The 19,451-nt window shown below is 71.7% G+C and carries 21 protein-coding genes; 5 read left to right on the top strand and 16 right to left on the bottom strand.

Features of this window, described 5'->3' with window-relative positions; genetic code table 11:
- Positions 1 to 34: 34 nt before the first annotated feature.
- The 3 genes from ACGFX9_RS19850 to ACGFX9_RS19840 form a co-directional block, all read right to left on the bottom strand.
- The gene (locus tag ACGFX9_RS19850) at positions 35 to 1,360 is read right to left on the bottom strand and encodes an RNA polymerase sigma factor (protein ID WP_393473975.1); all 1,326 of its coding nucleotides are present in this window, start codon (positions 1,358 to 1,360) and stop codon (positions 35 to 37) included.
- Between the two features lie 74 nt (positions 1,361 to 1,434).
- Positions 1,435 to 1,791 carry a YciI family protein gene (locus ACGFX9_RS19845; RefSeq protein WP_393473192.1) on the bottom strand — a complete coding sequence of 119 codons (357 nt, stop codon included), beginning with the start codon at positions 1,789 to 1,791 and terminating at the stop codon, positions 1,435 to 1,437.
- 71 nt (positions 1,792 to 1,862) lie between these two features.
- On the bottom strand, positions 1,863 to 3,392 hold the full coding sequence (locus tag ACGFX9_RS19840; RefSeq protein ID WP_393473189.1) for an MFS transporter: 1,530 nt from the start codon (positions 3,390 to 3,392) through the stop codon (positions 1,863 to 1,865).
- A 70-nt stretch (positions 3,393 to 3,462) separates the two neighbouring features.
- On the opposite strand from ACGFX9_RS19840, the gene ACGFX9_RS19835 reads away from it, so the two are divergent.
- On the top strand, positions 3,463 to 4,188 hold the full coding sequence (locus tag ACGFX9_RS19835; RefSeq protein ID WP_393473186.1) for a TetR/AcrR family transcriptional regulator: 726 nt from the start codon (positions 3,463 to 3,465) through the stop codon (positions 4,186 to 4,188).
- A 7-nt stretch (positions 4,189 to 4,195) separates the two neighbouring features.
- Here the strand turns inward: ACGFX9_RS19835 and ACGFX9_RS19830 are convergent, their stop codons facing one another.
- From ACGFX9_RS19830 to tsaB, 4 genes are read right to left on the bottom strand one after another with little or no spacing between them, the layout of a single operon-like run.
- Positions 4,196 to 4,453: a hypothetical protein gene (locus ACGFX9_RS19830; protein WP_393473183.1), complete on the bottom strand. Its 258-nt coding sequence runs from the start codon at positions 4,451 to 4,453 to the stop codon at positions 4,196 to 4,198.
- Positions 4,450 to 5,568 (bottom strand): tRNA (adenosine(37)-N6)-threonylcarbamoyltransferase complex transferase subunit TsaD, encoded by a 1,119-nt coding sequence (gene tsaD / locus ACGFX9_RS19825; RefSeq protein ID WP_393473180.1) that lies wholly within the window; start codon positions 5,566 to 5,568, stop codon positions 4,450 to 4,452. Before tsaD ends, ACGFX9_RS19830 begins: the two co-directional genes overlap by 4 nt.
- Positions 5,561 to 6,043, bottom strand: a complete 483-nt coding sequence (gene rimI / locus ACGFX9_RS19820) for a ribosomal protein S18-alanine N-acetyltransferase (RefSeq protein ID WP_393473972.1) — start codon at positions 6,041 to 6,043, stop codon at positions 5,561 to 5,563. Before rimI ends, tsaD begins: the two co-directional genes overlap by 8 nt.
- Before the next feature lie 29 nt (positions 6,044 to 6,072).
- Entirely contained in the window at positions 6,073 to 6,729 is a 657-nt protein-coding gene (gene tsaB, locus ACGFX9_RS19815) for a tRNA (adenosine(37)-N6)-threonylcarbamoyltransferase complex dimerization subunit type 1 TsaB (RefSeq protein WP_393473177.1), read from the bottom strand.
- A gap of 108 nt (positions 6,730 to 6,837) precedes the next feature.
- Between tsaB and ACGFX9_RS19810 the strand changes: the two genes are divergently transcribed.
- Positions 6,838 to 7,389: a hypothetical protein gene (locus ACGFX9_RS19810; RefSeq protein WP_393473174.1), complete on the top strand. Its 552-nt coding sequence runs from the start codon at positions 6,838 to 6,840 to the stop codon at positions 7,387 to 7,389.
- Between the two features lie 317 nt (positions 7,390 to 7,706).
- Here the strand turns inward: ACGFX9_RS19810 and tsaE are convergent, their stop codons facing one another.
- The 5 genes from tsaE to ACGFX9_RS19785 all read right to left on the bottom strand — a co-directional run bounded on the left by tsaE (position 7,707) and on the right by ACGFX9_RS19785 (position 12,563).
- Positions 7,707 to 8,219, bottom strand: coding sequence for a tRNA (adenosine(37)-N6)-threonylcarbamoyltransferase complex ATPase subunit type 1 TsaE (gene tsaE, locus ACGFX9_RS19805; protein WP_393473171.1), 513 nt, complete (start codon positions 8,217 to 8,219; stop codon positions 7,707 to 7,709).
- Positions 8,220 to 8,230: 11 nt separating this feature from the next.
- A complete protein-coding gene (locus ACGFX9_RS19800) occupies positions 8,231 to 9,451 on the bottom strand; it encodes an alpha/beta fold hydrolase (protein ID WP_393473168.1) in 1,221 nt (406 codons plus the stop codon).
- A 66-nt stretch (positions 9,452 to 9,517) separates the two neighbouring features.
- Positions 9,518 to 10,657, bottom strand: a complete 1,140-nt coding sequence (alr, locus tag ACGFX9_RS19795) for an alanine racemase (protein ID WP_393473165.1) — start codon at positions 10,655 to 10,657, stop codon at positions 9,518 to 9,520.
- An 87-nt stretch (positions 10,658 to 10,744) separates the two neighbouring features.
- Positions 10,745 to 12,172, bottom strand: a complete 1,428-nt coding sequence (locus tag ACGFX9_RS19790) for an NAD(P)H-hydrate dehydratase (protein ID WP_393473163.1) — start codon at positions 12,170 to 12,172, stop codon at positions 10,745 to 10,747.
- Positions 12,173 to 12,194: 22 nt separating this feature from the next.
- Positions 12,195 to 12,563 carry a holo-ACP synthase gene (locus tag ACGFX9_RS19785; RefSeq protein WP_393473161.1) on the bottom strand — a complete coding sequence of 123 codons (369 nt, stop codon included), beginning with the start codon at positions 12,561 to 12,563 and terminating at the stop codon, positions 12,195 to 12,197.
- A 127-nt stretch (positions 12,564 to 12,690) separates the two neighbouring features.
- Here ACGFX9_RS19785 and coaA point away from each other — a divergent pair, with 127 nt between their 5' ends.
- Together coaA and ACGFX9_RS19775 are read left to right on the top strand one after the other, a co-directional pair.
- A complete protein-coding gene (gene coaA, locus ACGFX9_RS19780) occupies positions 12,691 to 13,671 on the top strand; it encodes a type I pantothenate kinase (protein ID WP_393473969.1) in 981 nt (326 codons plus the stop codon).
- 31 nt (positions 13,672 to 13,702) lie between these two features.
- The gene (locus tag ACGFX9_RS19775; RefSeq protein WP_393473158.1) at positions 13,703 to 14,650 is read left to right on the top strand and encodes a DUF389 domain-containing protein; all 948 of its coding nucleotides are present in this window, start codon (positions 13,703 to 13,705) and stop codon (positions 14,648 to 14,650) included.
- Here the strand turns inward: ACGFX9_RS19775 and glmM are convergent.
- The 4 genes from glmM to ACGFX9_RS19755 all read right to left on the bottom strand — a co-directional run bounded on the left by glmM (position 14,647) and on the right by ACGFX9_RS19755 (position 18,529).
- Positions 14,647 to 16,005, bottom strand: coding sequence for a phosphoglucosamine mutase (glmM, locus tag ACGFX9_RS19770; RefSeq protein WP_393473155.1), 1,359 nt, complete (start codon positions 16,003 to 16,005; stop codon positions 14,647 to 14,649). The two genes, ACGFX9_RS19775 and glmM, sit on opposite strands and share 4 nt — an antisense overlap.
- 88 nt (positions 16,006 to 16,093) lie before the next feature.
- On the bottom strand, positions 16,094 to 16,615 hold the full coding sequence (gene rpsI, locus ACGFX9_RS19765; protein WP_393473152.1) for a 30S ribosomal protein S9: 522 nt from the start codon (positions 16,613 to 16,615) through the stop codon (positions 16,094 to 16,096).
- A gap of 45 nt (positions 16,616 to 16,660) precedes the next feature.
- Complete coding sequence (gene rplM, locus ACGFX9_RS19760; protein ID WP_393473149.1) at positions 16,661 to 17,104, bottom strand: 50S ribosomal protein L13; 444 nt, start codon at positions 17,102 to 17,104, stop codon at positions 16,661 to 16,663.
- Positions 17,105 to 17,317: 213 nt separating this feature from the next.
- Complete coding sequence (locus ACGFX9_RS19755; RefSeq protein WP_393473146.1) at positions 17,318 to 18,529, bottom strand: glycosyltransferase family 87 protein; 1,212 nt, start codon at positions 18,527 to 18,529, stop codon at positions 17,318 to 17,320.
- A gap of 73 nt (positions 18,530 to 18,602) precedes the next feature.
- Between ACGFX9_RS19755 and ACGFX9_RS19750 the strand changes: the two genes are divergently transcribed.
- Entirely contained in the window at positions 18,603 to 19,451 is an 849-nt protein-coding gene (locus ACGFX9_RS19750) for a hypothetical protein (RefSeq protein WP_393473144.1), read from the top strand.

Raw genomic sequence — 19,451 nt, 5'->3', positions numbered from 1 at the left:
GCACCGCCGACCACCGCCCCCGCCGAGTTCGCCCTCAAACGCCAGGCGGGCCGCAAGGTGGGCCGCAAGACGCGGCACGCCCCCGCAGCAACTCCCGCTCCCGTTCATTCCGCGTCAGCCCCGCCGCACGCTCGAACTCCGCCCGGGCCTCCTCCACTCGGCCGAGGCGGGTCAGCAGGTCGCCTCGGACGCTCGGCAGCAAGTGGTAGCCCTTCAGGGCGGGTTCAGCGGCGAGTGCGTCCACCAGGGGTAGTGCCTCCGCCGGGCCCGATGCCATCGATACCGCCACCGCGCGGTTCAGCTCGATCACCGGCGATGGGGTGCGGGCGGCCAGCAACCCGTACAGGGTGGCGATCTGGGGCCAGTCCGTGTCCTCGTACGAAGGGGCATTCGCGTGGCACGCGGCGATCGCGGCCTGCAGCGCGTACGGGCCGGGGGCGCCAGGACCCGCCGAGCGCGCGCGGGCCAGTGCCGCGAAGCCCCGCCGGATCAGTGGCCGGTTCCAGCGGCGGCGGTCCTGGTCCGCCAGCAGCACCGGCTCACCCCCGGGCCCCGTCCTGGCCGCCGTGCGGGACGCCTGGAGCTCCAACAGCGCCGCCAGGCCATGCACTTCGGGCTCCCGCGGCATCAGCCCCGCAAGGACGCGGGCGAGCCGCAGCGCGTCCTCGCACAGGGAGGGCCGCAGCCAGTCGTCGCCCGCCGTGGCCGCGTACCCCTCGTTGAAGATGAGGTAGATGACCTCGAGCACCGACCCAAGCCGGGCCTCGCGCTCAGCCCCGTACGGCACTTCGAAGGCCACACCCTTGGCCGCGAGGGTACGTTTCGCGCGCACGATCCGCTGAGCCACCGTCGCCTCGGGAACCAGCATCGCGCGGGCGATCTCCGCCGTCGTCAGGCCGCCGAGCAGCCGCAGCGTGAGCGCGATGCGGGCCTCGGCGGAGAGCACGGGATGGCAGGCGGTGAAGACGAGGCGGAGGAGGTCGTCGTCGATGTCGTCGGGATCGGCGACCTCGCCGCGCTCGTTGATGCCGAGCGGGGCCGCCTCCAAGTCGCGGTCGCGCCCCATCTCCTCCAGCTTGCGCGCGTAGCGCTCCCTGCGGCGTACGAGGTCGATGGCGCGGCGCTTGGCCGTGGTCATGAGCCAGGCGCCGGGATTGTCGGGGACGCCGGTCTCGGGCCACTGTTCGAGCGCGGCGACCAGGGCGTCCTGCGCGAGCTCTTCCGCGATGCCCACGTCCCGCACGATCCGGGCGACACCGGCGATGAGGCGCGGCGACTCGATGCGGAAGACGGTCTCGATGGCGCGGGGGGCCTCGGATGAGGCGTGGGCGCGGGGCTGCTCTGCGGGGTGGGCCGTCACGGCCACCCATCAGAGCACCCCCGCGAGGACACCGCAAAGGTTCGGAGTCGCGACGCCCCGGAGGATCGCCCGCCTCAGGCCTCCGCGATCTCCCGCACCTCCGCCGTCACCGTCCAGTACGGGTCGTGGGTCTTCAGGAAGCGTCCCGCCCACTCGATCGCCTCGGCCTTGTCCTTGCACTGCGAGATCGAGTAGCCGCCGACGACCTCCTTGGCCTCGGTGAACGGGCCGTCGGTGACGGAGAGTTCACCGCCCTCCCAGTGAGCCCGGGTGCCCGCGGAGGTCGGCGTGAGGCCCGCCGTGTCGAGCATGACGCCCGCCTTGGTCATCTCTTCGAGCAGCTCACCCATGCGCTGCTCCATCTCGGGGCTCGGGCCGCCCTCGGGAGCGTTCTTCTCGTCGACGCGGATCATCGTCAGAAAGCGCGGCATGTCCATCTCTCCATTCGGCTGGCACGTAGTCGCGTGGCGACCACGTGTCGGGCGGGGCTTCTTCCCGCCTCTCACCCATGCGTCGAACGGGAGACGCCAGGATCGACATCGTCGCCCAGATTCTTCGAAGAATCTTTTTGGGCGTACGTGGCGGGCGTCTTCGCAGGTCGTCCCGTCCGCGTCGGCACGCGATGCAGCACCGCGGTCGCCAAGGCAGCCGCCGCGAGGAGCGCCGCGGCGCCCCCGAAGGCCGTCGCGTACCCGTCCGCGAGCGCGCCCCGCCCCCGGCTGTTTCCCGCAGCTCCCGTGACGCCCGCAGCCCCCGTGACACCCGACGCCACCGTCACCAGGACCGCGAGCCCCAGCGATCCGCCCAGCTGCCGGGAGCTGTTGAGCAGCCCCGAGGCCATGCCGGTCTCCTCCGCGGCGACGCCCGACGTGGCCGCCGTCCCCAGCGGCACGAAGCACATGCCGATGCCCACGCTCGCCACGAGGGAGGGCCCGGCGATGGACCCCAGGAAGGTGCCGCCGGGGTCGACCGTGAGCGCGAACCACACGAACCCCGCCGCCCCGAGGAGACCCCCGGTCACCAGAAGTGCCCGCTCCCCGAAGCGCACGACAGTGCGAGCCGAGATCACCGACCCGGCGACGACGCCCACGCAGAACGGCAGGAACGCCGCCCCCGCCCGTGTCGACCCGTACGCCATGACCTCCTGCAGATAGAGCGAGGTGAAGTAGAAGGCGGCGAACTGCCCCGACGACATCAGCAGCGCGAAAGCGTTCGCGGAGAGCACGGGCCGGTTCCTGAGCAGGCCGAGCCTGAGCAGCGGCTCCCGTCGGCGCGACTCGACCACGGCGAACGCGGCGAGCAGCACGACCGCCGCCCCGAGGGTGCCCAGGGTCGTGCCGGACCCCCACGCGTACGTCTCCGTGCGGGCGAGCCCGAGGACGAGAGCCGTCATGCCGGCCGTTACGAGAAGCGCCCCCACCACGTCGAGGCGCGGGGCGGGCCCGGTGCGCCGGTCGTGGGGTACGCCGCCGCGCGCGAGAACGAGGGCGGCGAGCACCACCGGGACGTTGATCAGCATCACCGAGCGCCAGCCCGCCCACTCCGTGAGCAGCCCGCCCGCCATCACCCCGACCGCGCCGCCGAGCGCGCCCGCCGCGCCCCAGAGCCCGAGCGCCCGTGAACGCGCCGCCCCGGCGCGGTAGTTGACGGTGATCAGGGTGAGCGCGACGGGTGCGAGCGCCGCCGCTCCCGCGCCCTGCACGGCCCGCGCCGCGATGAGCTGACCCGGCGTCTGCGCGAGCCCGCCGAGCAGGCTCGCCGCGCCGAAGACCGCGAACCCGGCGATCAGGGTGCGCCGCCGCCCGGCGAGGTCGGCCAGGCGCCCGCCCAGCATCAGGAGGCCACCGAAGGCGAGCGCGTAGGCGTTGACGACCCAGAGCAGCGAGCCGGGGCCGAAGCCGAGGTCGTCGCCGATGTCGGGCAGCGCGATGTTCACGACGGACATGTCGAGGGAGACCAGGAACTGCACGGTCAGCAGCACCGGCAGCAGCCAACGGGCCCCCGGGGGCGTGGAGTCAGTGGGATTCACCATGCCCACGCACATTACTATACGCGTATAGAAAATACAGGAGCGAGGCGGCGGTGCCACAGCGGGCGCGACAATGAGCCATGTGAAAGCAGAGAAGCCGGAGTCAGCGGCGGCAGCAGCAGCCGACAAACCCGGCGAGGAGAAGAAGAAGCGCGGGCGCCCCCGCCGCATCGAGCCCGAGATGATCGTCGGCGTCGCGCGCCGCATCCTCCAGGAGGAGGGCGTCGCCGCCCTGAGCATGCGCCGGGTCGCCAAGGAGGTCGGCACGACCCCGATGGCGCTCTACCACCACGTACGCGACAAGGACGAGCTCCTGATGCTCTGCCTGTCCGGCACCGCCGACACCCTCGCGCGCCCCGAGCTGCCCGACGACCCGCGCGACCGGCTGCTCGCGGTCTCCGTACACATGCACGACACGCTGGCGCGGATGCCCTGGGTGGTGGAGGTCCTGAGCCTCGGCGATCTCACCGACAAGGGCGCCCTGTGGATGGTCGAGGAGATCATCGCCTCATGCGTCGCCTGCGGACTGACCCCGCCCGAGGCCGTCGCCGCCTACCGCACCATCTGGCACTGCGTCTACGGCGACCTGGTCTTCCGGCAGGCGATGGCGCGGCGCGCCGAGGAGCCGGACCGGGGGCGCCACTTCCCCGGCATGCTCACGGAGGCGGACGCGGACGAGCTGCCCCACCTGACCGCGCTGGCCGGCCGCTGGCTCGAACTGACCGGGAACTACGACGCGGCCCAGCAGCTGGCCGCGGTCATCGACGGCCTCCTGGGCCAGGCACGGCGGGGTCCCTGACGGGAGATCAGCCGAGGCCCACCGACTCGAAGCGCCACCTGTGCACCGCCCGCGTCACCAACTCCGGTGCGGGCTCCGGCAGTTCGGGCAGCTCGGTGTCGTACGTGGCGTCCCACCAGGTCAGTACGAGCACCCGGTCCTGCGGGGCGCGGAAGCTCTCCCGCCGGACCGGCTCACCGTCGAGCACCTGTGCCCGCGCCCACGCGAGCAGCTCCTCGCCGCGTCCCTCGGCGGCGCGGGCCTCCCACATCAGCGCGACGGTCACGAGTACAGGTTCTCCTTGCTGACCTCGTGCACGTGGTCGTGGTCGTGGCCGTGCTCGTGCGAGCGCCCCGGAACATGCGGCTCCGTCACCGGCAGCGAGGAGTCCGCCGACAGGTCCCAGCCGGAGGCCGAGCGGTTACGCGCCACCATCTCCGCGCCGAGGGCGGCCACCATCGCGCCGTTGTCCGTGCACAGCTTCGGCCGCGGCACCCGGAGCCGGATCCCGGCCGCCTCGCACCGCTCCTGCGCGAGCGCCCGCAGCCGCGTGTTGGCCGCCACGCCACCACCGATCATCAGGTGGTCCACGCCCTCGTCCTTGCAGGCCCGCACGGCCTTGCGGGTCAGCACGTCGACGACCGCCTCCTGGAAGGACGCCGCCACGTCGCGTACGGGGATGTCCTCGCCCGCGGCCCGCTTGGCCTCGATCCAGCGTGCGACCGACGTCTTCAGGCCGGAGAAGGAGAAGTCGTACGCGGGGTCGCGGGGCCCGGTGAGGCCGCGCGGGAAGGTGATCGCGTTCGGGTCGCCCTCCTTCGCGTACCGGTCGATGACGGGACCGCCCGGGAAGCCCAGGTTCAGCACGCGCGCGATCTTGTCGAAGGCCTCGCCCGCCGCGTCGTCGATCGTCGAGCCCAGGGGACGTACGTCCGACGTGATGTCGGCGGAGAGCAGCAGTGAGGAGTGGCCGCCGGAGACGAGCAGCGCCATCGTCGGCTCGGGCAGCGAGCCGTGTTCAAGCTGGTCGACGCAGATGTGCGAGGCCAGGTGGTTGACGCCGTAGAGGGGCTTGCCGAGCGCGTACGCGTACGTCTTGGCCGCCGAGACGCCCACGAGCAGCGCGCCCGCCAGACCCGGCCCCGCGGTCACCGCGATGCCGTCGAGGTCGGACGCGGCGACACCGGCCTCCTTCAGGGCGCGGTCGATGGTCGGCACCATCGCCTCCAGGTGCGCGCGCGAGGCGACCTCGGGCACCACACCGCCGAAGCGGGCGTGCTCGTCGACGCTGGAGGCGATGGCGTCGGCGAGCAGGGTCGTGCCGCGCACGATGCCGACGCCGGTCTCGTCGCAGGAGGTCTCGATGCCGAGTACGAGAGGTTGGTCGCGCGAGTCAGCCATGGGAGTCGGTTCCTTGCCCGGAGTTCACTGAGGTTGATGGATCGGTCAGACGCATCACCAGGGCGTCCACGTTGCCCGGTTGGTAGTAGCCGCGCCTGAAGCCGATGGGCTCGAAGCCGAAGCGCTCGTACAGCTTCTGCGCCCGTGTGTTGTCGACCCGCACCTCCAGCATGACCTCGGCGCACTCGAAGGCGGTCGCCGCGCCGAGCAGGTCGGTGAGGAGCCGGGAGCCGAGCCCCGTGCCCCAGTGGCCCGGGGCGACGGCGATGGTCTGTACGTCGGCCTGGTCGCCCGCGGAGGCGAGCCCGGCGTACCCGACGAGGCGCTCGCCGTCCATGGCCACCACATAGCGGCGGGTGGCCAGCGGTCCGCGCGCGTGGGCGAGCTCGGACCAGAACATGCCGCGCGACCAGGCGTCGTCCGGGAAGAGTTCCTTCTCCAGGACGAAGACGGGTTCGATGTCCCACCAGCGCATCTCGCGCAGGACAACTGGCGTCACGGATGTCACTTGGGGGTGACCACCTTGTAGTTCTTGGGCACCTGCGCGTCGGGGCGGCGCAGATACAGCGGCCTCGGGGCGAGGAGTTCCTCACCCGCGGCGAGCTTCTCGGCCGCGATCGAGGCGAGCGAGGCCGCCGAGACGTGCTCGGGGGCGCGGGCGTCCGGGAAGGTCTCGGGGTAGAGCAGCGCGCCGGCGCCGACGGCGGGCAGGCCCGCCACCTCGTCCGCGATGTCGGCGGGGCGGTCCACGGCGGCCTCGGTGAGGCGGGTGCGCGCATCCGCGTACCGCGCCCAGTAGACCTCCTTGCGCCGTGCGTCCGTGGCGACGACGAAGGGACCGCCCTCGATGCCGGACTCATGCGCGAGGCCGTCGAGGGTGCACACGCCGTGCACCGGCACACCGAGCGCGAGGCCGAAGGTGTCGGCGGTCATCAGGCCGACCCGCAGGCCCGTGTAGGGGCCGGGACCGACGCCTACGACGATGCCGGTGACCGCGTCGAGTCTCAGCCCCGCGTCGGCGAGGACCCGGTCGACGGCGGGCAGCAGCAGCTCGCCGTGGCGGCGGGCGTCCACCTGGCTGGAGGCTGCGACGACGGACGAGCCGTCGTGCAGCGCGACGGTGACGGCGGGGGTGGCGGTATCCAGAGCGAGCAAGAGCACGCGAATAGCCTACGGCTCCGGCGCCCGGAGCACGGCCGACCCGGGATGCCGCACACCTGCTGCTAACGTCACCCCATAGCCGTACGGAGTACGAAGAGGGTGGCGCAGGTGTCCAGGAGCAGCTCGGGAATCGTGGCCGGTCTCACCGCCGCCGCGGTCGCCGCGGTCGGCTTCCTCGCTTACCAGGCATCGGCCAGCGCGCCGGACCACCTGGGCAAGAAGCCCGACACTTCCCCTTCGGCGTCGGCCCCCCGCTCCCCCAAGGACAAGGCCGGCCCGACGGCGGTGCCCGCACAGTCCGGCAAGGGCGAGCGGGTCGTGTATTCGGTGGGTGACGACCGCGTATGGCTGGTCGGCGCCACCGGCAAGGCGCGGCGCACGTTCAAGGTCACGCCGAGCACGGTGGACCCGGTACCGGGTACGTACGCGGTCACCTCGCGCTCGGGGACGGTCACCGGCACGGATGGCGTGGCGATCGAGCACGTCGTGCGCTTCGCGAACGTCGACGGGATCGCGATCGGCTTCAGCGCGGCGACGGACGGCTCGACGCCGAAGCCGGACCCGTCGAAGAAGACGGGCGGCATCCGCGAGTCGCGCAAGGACGGCAACGCGATGTGGGAGTTCGCGACCATCAGCAAGACGGTCGTCGTCGTTCCCTAGGCGTGATCCCCTCCGGGTCCGCGTGATGGCGCGGCGGCGTCGACACGGCGCTCGCCGCGGCGCAGGACGCGAGCAGCTCGCTCATCGAGATCCCCGATGGCCCCGACAGCCCGTGCGGTCGGGGCTCTACGTCACGTTCTGAAGCCGACATGGATGCCTCCTGGGCTCCGGGGGCAGACGTGGTTAGGTAGACCTAACCAGTACTGGTATCCATGTGACCACGCGCGGCACACGCCGCGCAACATCATGCCGACGCCTTGTCGGAAAGTTCGGCGGAACCGACGAGAGATCCAGGCGGACGGCCTCGCGGCGACCGCTCAGGCGGACAGCAGCGTGAGGTCCGCCTCCTGCCACCGCGCGCCGAACCCGGTCAGCGTCACTTCCCGCACCTCGTCGGTCGTGTCGCCGACGGCCCGGTCGATGGCGACGCGCAGCCGCTCGTCCGAGAGCTCCTCGACCTTGCCGTCGCCCCACTCCACGACGATCACCGATTCGGGCAGCGAGACGTCGAGGTCGAGGTCCTCCATCTCGTCGAGGCCGCCGCCCAGGCGGTACGCGTCGACGTGTACGAGGGGCGGCCCGTCGGACAGCGAGGGGTGGACGCGGGCGATGACGAAGGTCGGCGACGTGACGGCGCCGCGTACGCCAAGGCCTTCGCCGAGGCCGCGGGTCAGTGTCGTCTTGCCCGCGCCGAGCTCGCCGCTGAGCATCACGAGGTCGCCGGGGCGCAGCAGTTTGGCCAGGCGGCGGCCCAACTCGCCCATCTGTTCAGGGGAGGTGACGGTGATGCCGAGGGAGTTCACGTGGGCAGGGCTGTGCGGTGCTTCCATGCCCACCCACGTTAGCCGCTGGACGTCCGCGCGTCGGCCGCCGCCGGCACGGCGCCCGCCCGGGTCAGGAGGTCCGCGAGCCGGTCCGTGACCACCTCGGGGTGCTCCAGCATGACCAGGTGCCCGGCGTCGGGGACGAGCACGAGCTCGGCGTCGGGGAGCAGATCGGCGATGGCCTCGCTGTGCTCGATGGGCGTCACCAGGTCCTTCTCCCCGGCCAGGACGAGCACCGGCAGCTCGGCGAAGTGCTTCAGCGCCTCCGCCTTGTCGTGCTCGCCGAAGGCCGGATAGAACTCCGCGACCACGTCGATCGGCACCGACTCGATCATCCGTTCGGCGAACCGCGAGATCGCCGGGTCCACGTCCTTCTGCGAGAACGAGTACCGCTTGATGACGCCGGCGAAGAGATCGGCGGTGGCCCTGCGCCCCTTCTCGACCAGCTCGGCCTGCGAGCCGAGCGCCTTCAGGACGCCGGGCAGGACACGGCGCACGGCGTTCATCCCGGCGACCGGCAGACCGAAGTTGACCTGGCCGAGCTGCCCGGACGACGTACCGACGAGGGCGACGCCGACGACGCGCTCGCGGATCAGCTCGGGGAAGTGGTCGGCGAGCGCCATCGTCGTCATGCCGCCCATGGAGTGCCCGACGAGGACGAGCGGTCCCTCGGGCGCCGCCGCGTCGATGACGGCCTTCAGGTCACGCCCCAGCTGGTCGATGGAGACCGGCTGCCCGTCCTCCAGCTGCGCCACGCCGCGCCCCGACCGGCCGTGGCTGCGCTGGTCCCAATACACACACCGCACGACGCCGCGCAGGGCCGCCCGCTGGAAGTGCCAGGAGTCCTGGCTCAGGCAGTAGCCGTGGCTGAAGACGACGGTGACCGGAGCGGGTGCCCTGCGCCCGAAGAGCCTGCGGCGGCGCGGTGCCTGCGCGCTGTCCGCCGTGGCCTTGTCGAGCTCGTCGACCTCGTACGAGAGCTCCGTGCCGTCGTCCGCGTACGCCGTGCCGGGCATGCCGCGCAGCGATCCGTACGGCCCGGACGCGTCGAGCGCGAGGCGCGCCTTCTTGCGCATGCCGCGGCCGACGGTCAGCCGTTCGATGGCGACACCGGCGGCGGCTCCCGCGGCGACGACGCCTATCGCGGCGCCGGCCAGACCGGCCCGGCGCCAGGTACCGGCCGCCGCGGCGGCTTCCGCCACCGCTTCCGCGGCCGCCCCCGTGCTGGTCTCGCTCACGTGCCGCTCCTACTCAGTCGTCCTCAGTCGTCGGTCCGCTCTCTTCGGCCGTCCCCCGCCCGTCCGTCACTCATTCACATAGACGCGCGGAACACGCGATCCGATGCGGGTGACGATTTCGTACGCGATGGTCCCCGCGGCCTGCGCCCAGTCCTCGGCGGTCGGCTCGCCCCGGTCACCGGGTCCGAACAGGACGGCTTCGGAGCCCACCGCCGGCTCGTCCCCGCCGAGGTCGACCACGAACTGGTCCATCGCCACCCGCCCTGCGACCGTGCGCCACTTGCCGCCGACGAGCACGGGTCCTGTGCCGGACGCGTGCCGCGGGATCCCGTCGCCGTACCCGACAGGGACGAGTCCCAGGGTCGTCTCGCCCGGTGTGACGTAGTGATGCCCGTAACTCACGCCGTGACCCCCCGGGACGTGCTTCACCAGGGCGAGCGAGGCGCTGAGCGTCATGACGGGCCGCAGCCCGAAATCCTGCGGGGTGCCGACCTCGGGGCTCGGCGAGATCCCGTACATCGCGATTCCCGGACGTACGAGATCGAGGTGGGTCTCCGGAAGCGTGAGCGTCCCCGGGGAGTTGGCGATGTGCCGCACCTCGGGGCGGACCCCGCGCGCCTCGGCGGCGGCGACCATCTCGTGGAAGAGCGTGAGCTGGGCGGCGATGGAGGGGTGCCCCGGCTCGTCGGCGCACGCGAAGTGCGACCAGAGGCCCGTGACGCGGACCAGGCCCTCCGCCTCGGCCTGGAGCGCCTGCGAGACGAGTTCGGGCCAGTCGGCGGGCCCACAGCCGTTGCGCCCGAGGCCGGTGTCGGCCTTCAGCTGGACGCGGGCCGTACGCCCCACCGCCCGTGCCGCGGCGGTCACTTCGCGCAGGGCCCACAAGCCGCTCACCGACATGTCGAGATCGGCCTCGACACCCTCACGCCACGGCCCGCCCGGCGTCCACAGCCAGCACATGACGCGCCCCTGGATCCCGGCGGCCCGCAGGGCGAGCGCCTCCTCGGGGGTCGCGGCGCCCACCCAGGTGGCTCCCGCCTCTACGGCGGCCTTGGCGCAGGGCACCATGCCGTGCCCGTACGCGTCCGCCTTCACGACGGCCATGAAGGCGGCGCCTGGGGCGTGGGCGCGCAGAGTCCGCACATTGGCCCGGAGGGCGGCCAGGTCGATCTCGGCGCGGGCACGCAAGGGTGCGGTCTCAGTCATAACGCCGACCAGTGTCTCAGAGCCCGCTGACACCCTGGCAGCCACGCGCCTCAGAGCCCGGGCCTGCGCCCCCCGAGCCCCCGCCCCCTACCCCCGCACATCCCGCCAAGCCGCAGGAATCGCCTCCGCCACGTCCTGCGCACCCACCGGCGCCCCGTCCGCCGCGTGCCGGGCCGCAAGGCCATGCAAGTAGGCGCCCACGGAACCCGCGTCCCTCGCGCCGAGGCCCGCGGCCAGCAAGGAGCCCGCCAGGCCCGACAGCACGTCGCCGCTTCCCGCGGTGGCCAGCCACGGGGTGCCTGTCGGGTTCACGCGCACCGCGCCGCTCTCGTCGGCGACCAGCGTCGTGGCCCCCTTGAGCAGCACCGTCGCCCCATACGCTGCCGCCAGCTCCCGCACGGCCGCGAGCCGCCCCCGCTCGACCTCCTCCCGGGTGGTCCCAAGGAGCGCGGCGGCCTCGCCCGCGTGCGGAGTGAGCAGCGTGGGCGCCGTACGCCCCCGCACCGCGCCCGCATCCGCAAGGCGCAGCCCGTCCGCGTCGATCAGCACCGGCACATCGGCGGCGAGCACGTCCCCAAGCCGCTCGGCGTCGTCCCCGAGCCCGGGCCCCGCCACCCAGGCCTGCACCCGCCCCGCCTTGTGGGCCGGCCCACTGGAGACCAGCGCCTCGGGAAACCGGGCGATGACCGCGTCGGCGGCGGGCCCCACGTACCGCACGGCCCCCGCTCCAGCCCGCAGAGCGCCCGCGACGCAGAGCACGGCCGCCCCCGGATAGCGGGCCGACCCGGCGACGACCCCCACCACGCCCCGCCGGTACTTGTCGCTCTCCCCCGTGGGCATCGGCAGCAGCGAGGCGACATCGGCGTACTGAAGGGCCTCGGCCTCGGCGGCCCCCGGCTCGATCCCGATCTCGACCAGGCGCACGACACCGGCGTACTCCCGCCCGGGATCGATCAACAGCCCCGGCTTGTACGCCCCGAAGGTCACCGTCACATCAGCCCGCACCGCCTCGCCTGCGACCTCCCCGCTGTCGGCGTCGACGCCGCTCGGCAGATCGACGGCTACCACGGGAGCGCCCGACTCCCGTACGGCGCCCATGAGTTGAGCCGCCTCCGACCGCAGCCCGCCCTTTCCCCCGATGCCCACGATCCCGTCGACCACGAGATCGGCCCTACGGAGAGCCTCCTCGCCCCCGTCAGCGACCACGCGCCCCCCGGCCGCACGGAACGCGGCGAGCCCACCCCCGTGCACCCGTTCGGGCGAAGGCGAAAGCAGCACCGCGGAGACACCCGCCCCGCGCCGGGCGAGCCGGGCCCCGGTGTACAGGGCGTCACCGCCGTTGTCACCGCTGCCCACGAGCAGCACGACGCGGGAGCCGTACACCTTGCCGAGGATCTCCGCGCAGACCACCGCGAGCCCGGCGGCGGCCCGCTGCATCAGGGCACCTTCCGGCACCCCGGCCATCAACTCCCGCTCCGCTGCCCTGACCGTCTCGACGCTGTACGCAGTACGCATGCCTTCGAGTGTCACCCAGGGGCTACCCCTCAGCAATCACCACGGCGGAGGCCACCCCGGCGTCATGGCTGAGCGACACATGCCACGACCGCACCCCCAACTCGGCGGCCCGCGCCGCCACCGTCCCCTTCACCCGCACCCGCGGCTGCCCACTCGCCTCGACGAACACCTCCGCGTCCGTCCACCGCAGCCCGCCCGGCGCCCCCAGCGCCTTGGCCAGCGCCTCCTTCGCCGCGAACCGCGCCGCGAGGGAAGCGATCCCGCGCCGCTCCCCGCTGGGCAGCAGCAACTCCCGCTCCACGAAAAGCCGCTCGGCCATTCCAGGCGTGCGCTGCAGCGCGGCCTCGAACCGCTCGATCTCGGCCACGTCGATACCGACCCCAATAATCACGCTCAGCAGCCTACGAGCCCCCGCCACGGAACCGCCCGCGGCCCACGGGGGACGTAGGGGGTGACGCACCCCACCCTCCATCCCGTTCAAACAGCCGTAACAATGGACTGTGATCCCTTCGGTCTCCGTGCCCCCGACGGCACCGCGGAGCGCCCACCGGCACAAGCCGGAGGCGACTCCCTACCTCGACCTCACCCGCAGCGAGTGGAGCGCCCTTCGCGAGAAGACGCCCCTGCCCCTGACAGCGGAGGAGGTGGAGAAGCTCCGCGGCCTCGGCGACGTCATCGACCTGGACGAAGTGCGGGACATCTACCTCCCGCTCTCGCGCCTCCTCAACCTCTACGTGGGCGCGACGGACGGCCTGCGCGGCGCCCTCAACACCTTCCTCGGCGAGAAGGGCTCCCAGTCGGGCACGCCCTTCGTCATAGGAGTCGCCGGCTCGGTCGCCGTAGGCAAGTCGACCGTCGCCCGCCTCCTCCAGGCGCTCCTCTCCCGCTGGCCCGAGCACCCCCGCGTGGAGCTGGTGACCACGGACGGCTTCCTCCTGCCGACCAAGGAACTCCAGGCCCGCGGCCTGATGTCCCGCAAGGGCTTCCCGGAGTCGTACGACAGAAGGGCCCTGACCCGCTTCGTGGCGGACATCAAGGCGGGCAAGGACGAGGTGACGGCGCCCGTCTACTCCCATCTGATCTACGACATCGTGCCGGGCCGGCGCCTCACGGTCCGCCGCCCCGACATCCTCATCGTCGAGGGCCTGAACGTCCTGCAGCCCGCTCTGCCCGGCAAGGACGGCCGTACCCGCGTGGGACTCGCCGACTACTTCGACTTCAGCGTGTACGTGGACGCGCGCGCGGACGACATCGAGGGCTGGTACCTGAACCGCTTCAAGAAGCTGCGCGACACGGCTTTCCAGAACCCGTCCTCGTACTTCCGCAAGTACACCCAGGTATCGGAGGACGAGGCCCTTGACTACGCCCGCACCACCTGGCGCACGATCAACAAGGTCAACCTCCTGGAGAACGTGGCGCCCACCCGCGGCCGGGCGACCCTGGTCATCCGCAAGGGCCCCGACCACAAGGTGCAGCGGCTGAGCCTGCGCAAGCTGTGACCGCCGGCGGCCTCCCGGATACCCTGCGCGGATGCTGCATCTACGTCTGATCACTCCGGCCGACAAGACGGCCGCGGTGGTGCGTCTGATCGAGGGCACGGTCGGCGCCACACACCTCGCCGTCGTACCGGGAGCGGCCCGCAACCCGGTGGGCGACGTCGTGATGTGCGATGTCGCCCGCGAGGCGGGCGACACGCTGATCGGGGGCCTGCGCGCGCTTGACATCCACAAGTCGGGCTCGATCGCGCTGGAGAACATCGACCTTTCGCTCTCCCTGCGCGCCGACAAGGCGGAGGACGAGGCGCCGGGCGAAGGCGCGGACGCGGTCCTGTGGGAGCAGCTCACCGACGCGACCCACGAGGAGTCGACGCTCTCGATCACGTACGTCGCGTTCATCACGCTCGCCACGATGATCGCGGCCTGCGGTGTCGTCCTCGACAACGCGATCCTGATCGTGGGCGCGATGGCGGTCGGACCGGAGTTCGGCCCCCTGGCGGGTTTCTGCACCGCCCTGGTCCAGCGGGCGCCGCGCCTGGCGGTGCGCTCGCTCATCGCGATCCTGGCGGGCTTCGCCGTCGCCATGGCGGTGACGGTCGGCTTCAGCTTCTTCATGGACGCGGTCGGTCTGTTCACCGAGAAGCAGCTGGACCAGGACCGTCCCAACACCGGCTTCGTCTACGCGCCCGACTGGTTCTCGTTCGTCGTGGCGGTCCTCGCCGGAGCCGCGGGCATGCTCTCGCTGACCTCGGCCAAGTCGGGCGCCCTGGTGGGCGTCGCGATCTCGGTGACGACCGTGCCCGCGGCGGCCAACGCGGCGGTGGCGCTCAGCTACGGCGACGCGAAGCAGACCTGGGGCTCCACGGAACAGCTCCTGCTCAACCTGCTGGGCATCGTCGTCGCCGGTACGCTCACGCTGCTCACCCAGAAGTTCCTCTGGGCCAAGCAGCGCGAACGTACCGCCAAGGCACAACTGCTCTAGCCGAGGGCCGACTTCACCACGTCGGCGAGGCGTCCTGCCACGGACCGCGCCTGCTCGATGTCGGCGGCCTCCACCATGACCCGCACCAGCGGCTCCGTGCCGGACGAGCGCAGCAGCACCCGTCCCGTCGCGCCGAGTTCACGCTCGGCCTCGGCGACGGCGGCCGACAGCTCGGCGGAGGTGGTGACGCGCGACTTGTCGACGTCGGGCACATTGATCAGGACCTGCGGGAGCCGCTCCATGACCGCGGTGAGCTCCGCGAGGCTGCGCCCGGTCTCGGCGACGCGCGCCGCGAGCAGAAGCCCCGTCAGGGTGCCGTCGCCGGTGGTCGCGTGGTCGAGGATGATCACGTGCCCGGACTGCTCGCCGCCGAGGGCGAAGCCGTGCTCCTTCATCGACTCAAGGACGTACCGGTCGCCGACGCCTGTCTGCACCAGGGAAAGACCCTCGCGCTCCATGGCGATCTTGAAGCCGAGGTTCGACATGACCGTCGCGACAACGGTGTCCGAGCGCAGCGTGCCGTGCTCCCGCATGGCGAGCGCGAGGACGGCGAGGATCTGGTCGCCGTCGACCTCGGCGCCGGTGTGGTCCACGGCGAGGCAGCGGTCCGCGTCCCCGTCGTGCGCGACACCGAAGTCGGCGCCGTGCTCGACGACGGCGGCCTTCAGGAGGCCCAGGTGCGTGGAGCCGCAGCCGTCGTTGATGTTCAGGCCGTCCGGCTTGGCGCCGATCGTGATGATCTCCGCACCGGCGCGCGCGAACGCCTCGGGCGAGACACGGGCGGCGGCGCCGTGCGCCTCGTCGAGGACGATCTTCAGCCCGTCGAGGCGATTGGGCAGCACGCCGAGCAGATGCGCGACGTACTGGTCGAGGCCCTGGTCGTACGTCCGCACCCGGCCGACGCCCGCGCCCGTGGGGCGCTGCCAGGGAGCACCGGTGCGGTGCTGCTCGTACACGGACTCGATGCGTTCTTCGAGCTCGTCGGGCAGCTTGTGGCCGCCGCGCGCGAAGAACTTGATGCCGTTGTCCGGCATGGCGTTGTGGCTCGCGGAGAGCATCACGCCGAGGTCGGCGCCCAGCGCACCGGTGAGATGCGCCACCGCGGGGGTGGGCAGCACACCGACGAGCTGGACGTCCACGCCCGCGCTCGCGAGACCGGCGACCACCGCGGCCTCAAGGAACTCCCCTGACGCGCGCGGGTCACGCCCGACCACCGCGACGGGCCGATGGCCCTCGAACGTCCCCACCTCGCCGAGCACATGAGCCGCCGCCACGGAGAGCCCGAGCGCGAGCTCGGCCGTCAGATCCGCGTTGGCGACGCCGCGCACGCCGTCCGTACCGAAGAGTCGTCCCACTGCTGTCCTCCTCCAGGTTTCCGATAAACGAACGCCCCGGCAGCACACAACGTGCCGCCGGGGCGAACGAAAAGTACAAGCAGGCAGATTAGCGCTTGCTGTACTGCGGAGCCTTGCGGGCCTTCTTGAGACCGGCCTTCTTGCGCTCGACCGCACGGTCGTCACGCTTGAGGTAACCGGCCTTCTTGAGGGCGGCGCGGTTGTTGTCGACGTCGGCCTCGTTCAGCGCACGGGCGACACCGAGACGGAGCGCACCGGCCTGACCGGAGACGCCACCACCCGAGATGCGGGCGACGACGTCGTAGCGGTTGTCGAGCTCGAGCACCTTGAAGGGCTCGTTGACTTCCTGCTGGTGGACCTTGTTCGGGAAGTAGTCCTCGAGCGTGCGCCCGTTGACCTTCCACTTGCCGGTGCCCGGGACGATCCGGACACGGGCGATGGCGTTCTTGCGACGGCCCAGGCCGGCGGCCGGCTGGGGGTCGCCGAAGCGCGCGGCGTTCGACTCAGAGGTGTACTCGCCCTCGACGGGCACCTCGGACTCGGTGGTGTACTGCTCGACGTCAGCGACCTCGGTCTCTTCGACCGGCTGCTCAACGGTGGTCTCGGCCACGATTCTCCTCAGATTTCTTTACGTCTTTGGGGGTGGTGGCCGGAACTACTGCGCGACCTGGGTGATCTCGAACGGGACCGGCTGCTGAGCGCCGTGCGGGTGCTGGTCACCCGCGTAGATCTTCAGCTTCGAGAGCATCTGACGACCCAGGGTGTTCTTGGGGATCATGCCCTTGATGGCCTTCTCGACGGCCTTCTCGGGGTTCTTCGCGAGAAGCTCGTCGTAGCGGACGGAACGCAGACCACCCGGGTAACCGGAGTGGCGGTACGCCAGCTTCTGGGTCTTCTTGTTGCCGGAGAGGTGCACCTTGTCGGCATTGATGATGACGACGAAGTCACCCATGTCCATGTGGGGCGCGTAAACCGGCTTGTGCTTGCCACGCAGGAGGTTGGCGGCAGTGGTCGCCAGACGACCCAGGACGATGTCCTGAGCGTCGATGACGTGCCACTGGCGGGTCACATCGCCGGGCTTGGGGCTGTACGTACGCACTTCGTAGCCTTCGCTTCTTCAGTGGATGGGGTCCAGACACACGGCACCCAGGAAGCGATCATGCAGCTGGGGCTCACAATGCCGGGGACGCTGCCCGTATGCGAGCCACTGGTAACTGCTCCAGGGAACCTACGTAAGGGCCCCTTTCGCGTGAGAACGACGAAGCCAATACGTATAACAATTTCCGAGAGTACCCGTGCCGTCCCGTACGGGTCAAAACGCGGAACTGGAGACCGGCACCGCCGACTCCACCGCCTCGGGCGGTTCCGCGCCGTCCAGGGTAACCGCCCTCGGCCGCAGACAGGACCGGGCGACCGTGAAGGCCAGCACACACAGGGTGACGCAGTCCCTGAAGGCCCGCCGCGTCCCGGGCTCCAGCCAGGGCCAGGCGAAGCCCGGAACCTGCGGGACGAGCGCCAGCCAGAACCACGCCCCCCGGGCCACGGCCCCCGGCACGAGCGCCCCTGCGAGCAGCAGCGGAACTACTACCAGCAGATAGTGGTCGTACGACGGCCTGGACACCAGGAAGGCCGCCAGCATCAGCATCACGGCCGTCTCGACCACCCGGGCCTCCCGCGGCCCGCCGCCACTCCCCCAGCGCCGCCACGCGGCCCACACCCCCGCCCCCGCGGCCACGAAGCCAAGGAGCGACGCCACCCCCCGCGGCACCCCGAGTCGCGGCAGGACCGCGCCGGGCGACGCCTCATAGAGCCGTACGAAGGTGTCGTCGCCCCGCAGCAGGAACGGCAGCGTCCGCGTGAAGAACCCCGCCGGATCCGGCATGGCGAGCGCCGCCCCCACGGAAACCACAGCGGGCACGAGCACCGCCGCCCCGAGCCCCCGCCACTGCCGGGCGAAGACGAAGAGCAGCACCACCGGAGCCAGCAGCGGCTTCACGGCGACGGCGGCTCCGATCACCAGGCCCGCGGCCACCCACCTCTCCCGGCACGCGAGCAGCAGCGCGAGCGGCAGCGCCGCCGCCGAGGCCACGGTCCAGTTGCCGAGGTTGATGAGGTGCCCGAACGGCGCGAACCCCAGGGCGAGCGCGAGCAGCCCGAACACCGCGAACCGGCTGCGCCACGGCACTCCGTGGATCCGCAGCGCGCACCCCCACCCGAAGACGAGCCCGGCCGTGACCCCGGCGGGGACGAGGAAACGCACGAGGGACTGCGGAAGCAGCGCCTGCGGCAGCGCGGCGATCACGGCACCCGGCAGATAGAGGAAGTGCCGGTCGGCATAGGGCGAGCGCCCCTCCAGCCAGGCCTCGGCCGCCCGCACCACGATGGCGTTGTCCATCCCGCCGCCGGAGCCCCGCAGCCCCACCCGGACGACCGCGGCGAGCAGCACGGCCCCGAGCGCCGCCCAGGCGTGCCAGGCCACCGGCCGCAGAAACCACCCACTAACAGCACTTTTGCCCGTATTCATAGGGATCAGGCTAGGTCGGGCGACCCCCCGGCCCGCGCTCAACATCCCCAACTGCCCGTCTAAGATGCGGCGCATGAGCTTTGGGCAAGGGGGACCTCAGTGGGGTCCAGGGGATTCACAGACCCCTGACTGGGCGGCGCTCGCCGAGGCATCCGAATCGCGCACCCGGCGCCGCAAATGGCTGATGATCGGCGGCGGCGCGCTCGCCACCGTCGTGGTCGCGGCCGCCGTCGCCATCGCGGTGGTCTCCGCGAACAGCGACAACTCCACCGCGTCGAACAAGCCGGCCAGCGAGCTGCCGTCGACCGCGGACATCCCCGGCGCGAGCACGAACCCGGGCCCGTCCTTCGAGGAGACGACACCGCCGCCCCCGCCGGACCCCAAGGAGTTCATCTCCAGCGCCAAGAAGGACAAGGCGCCGCTCAGCGCCGAGACGCTCTTCCCCGGCAAGTCGCTGACCTCGGGCGACCGCGTCTACAAGAAGGGCGCCACCGACAGCACGAAGAAGTGCGCGAGCAACACCCAGGCCGCGCTCGGCACGATCCTCACCAAGAACGACTGCACGCAGCTGTTCCGCGCCAGCTATGTGAAGGGCAACATCGCCGTGACGGTCGGCGTCGCCGTCTTCGACACGGCGGCCCAGGCCACCAAGGTCAACGAACAGGCGAAGGAAGGCCTGGTCGTCTCGCTGCCCGGCAAGGGCGTGCCCAGCTTCTGCCGTACGGCGGTCTGCCGGGGCACCTACAACGCGTACGGCCGCTACGCCTACTTCACGACGTCCGGCTTCACCAGCGACAAGGACGTCACGACGAAGGAGCGCAAGGTCTACACCGTCGGCGACGACCTGGCCCGCTTCGCCTTCGGCCAGATCAACCGGCGGGGCGAGGCCCAGGCCTCCGCCGCGGCCAACGCCCCGCAGTAG

This window comes from Streptomyces sp. NPDC048436 (genome assembly GCF_043200355.1).
Lineage (GTDB): Bacteria > Actinomycetota > Actinomycetes > Streptomycetales > Streptomycetaceae > Streptomyces.
Note: the sequence above shows the minus strand (reverse complement) of the source record. Positions and strands in the feature narration are given on the sequence as shown.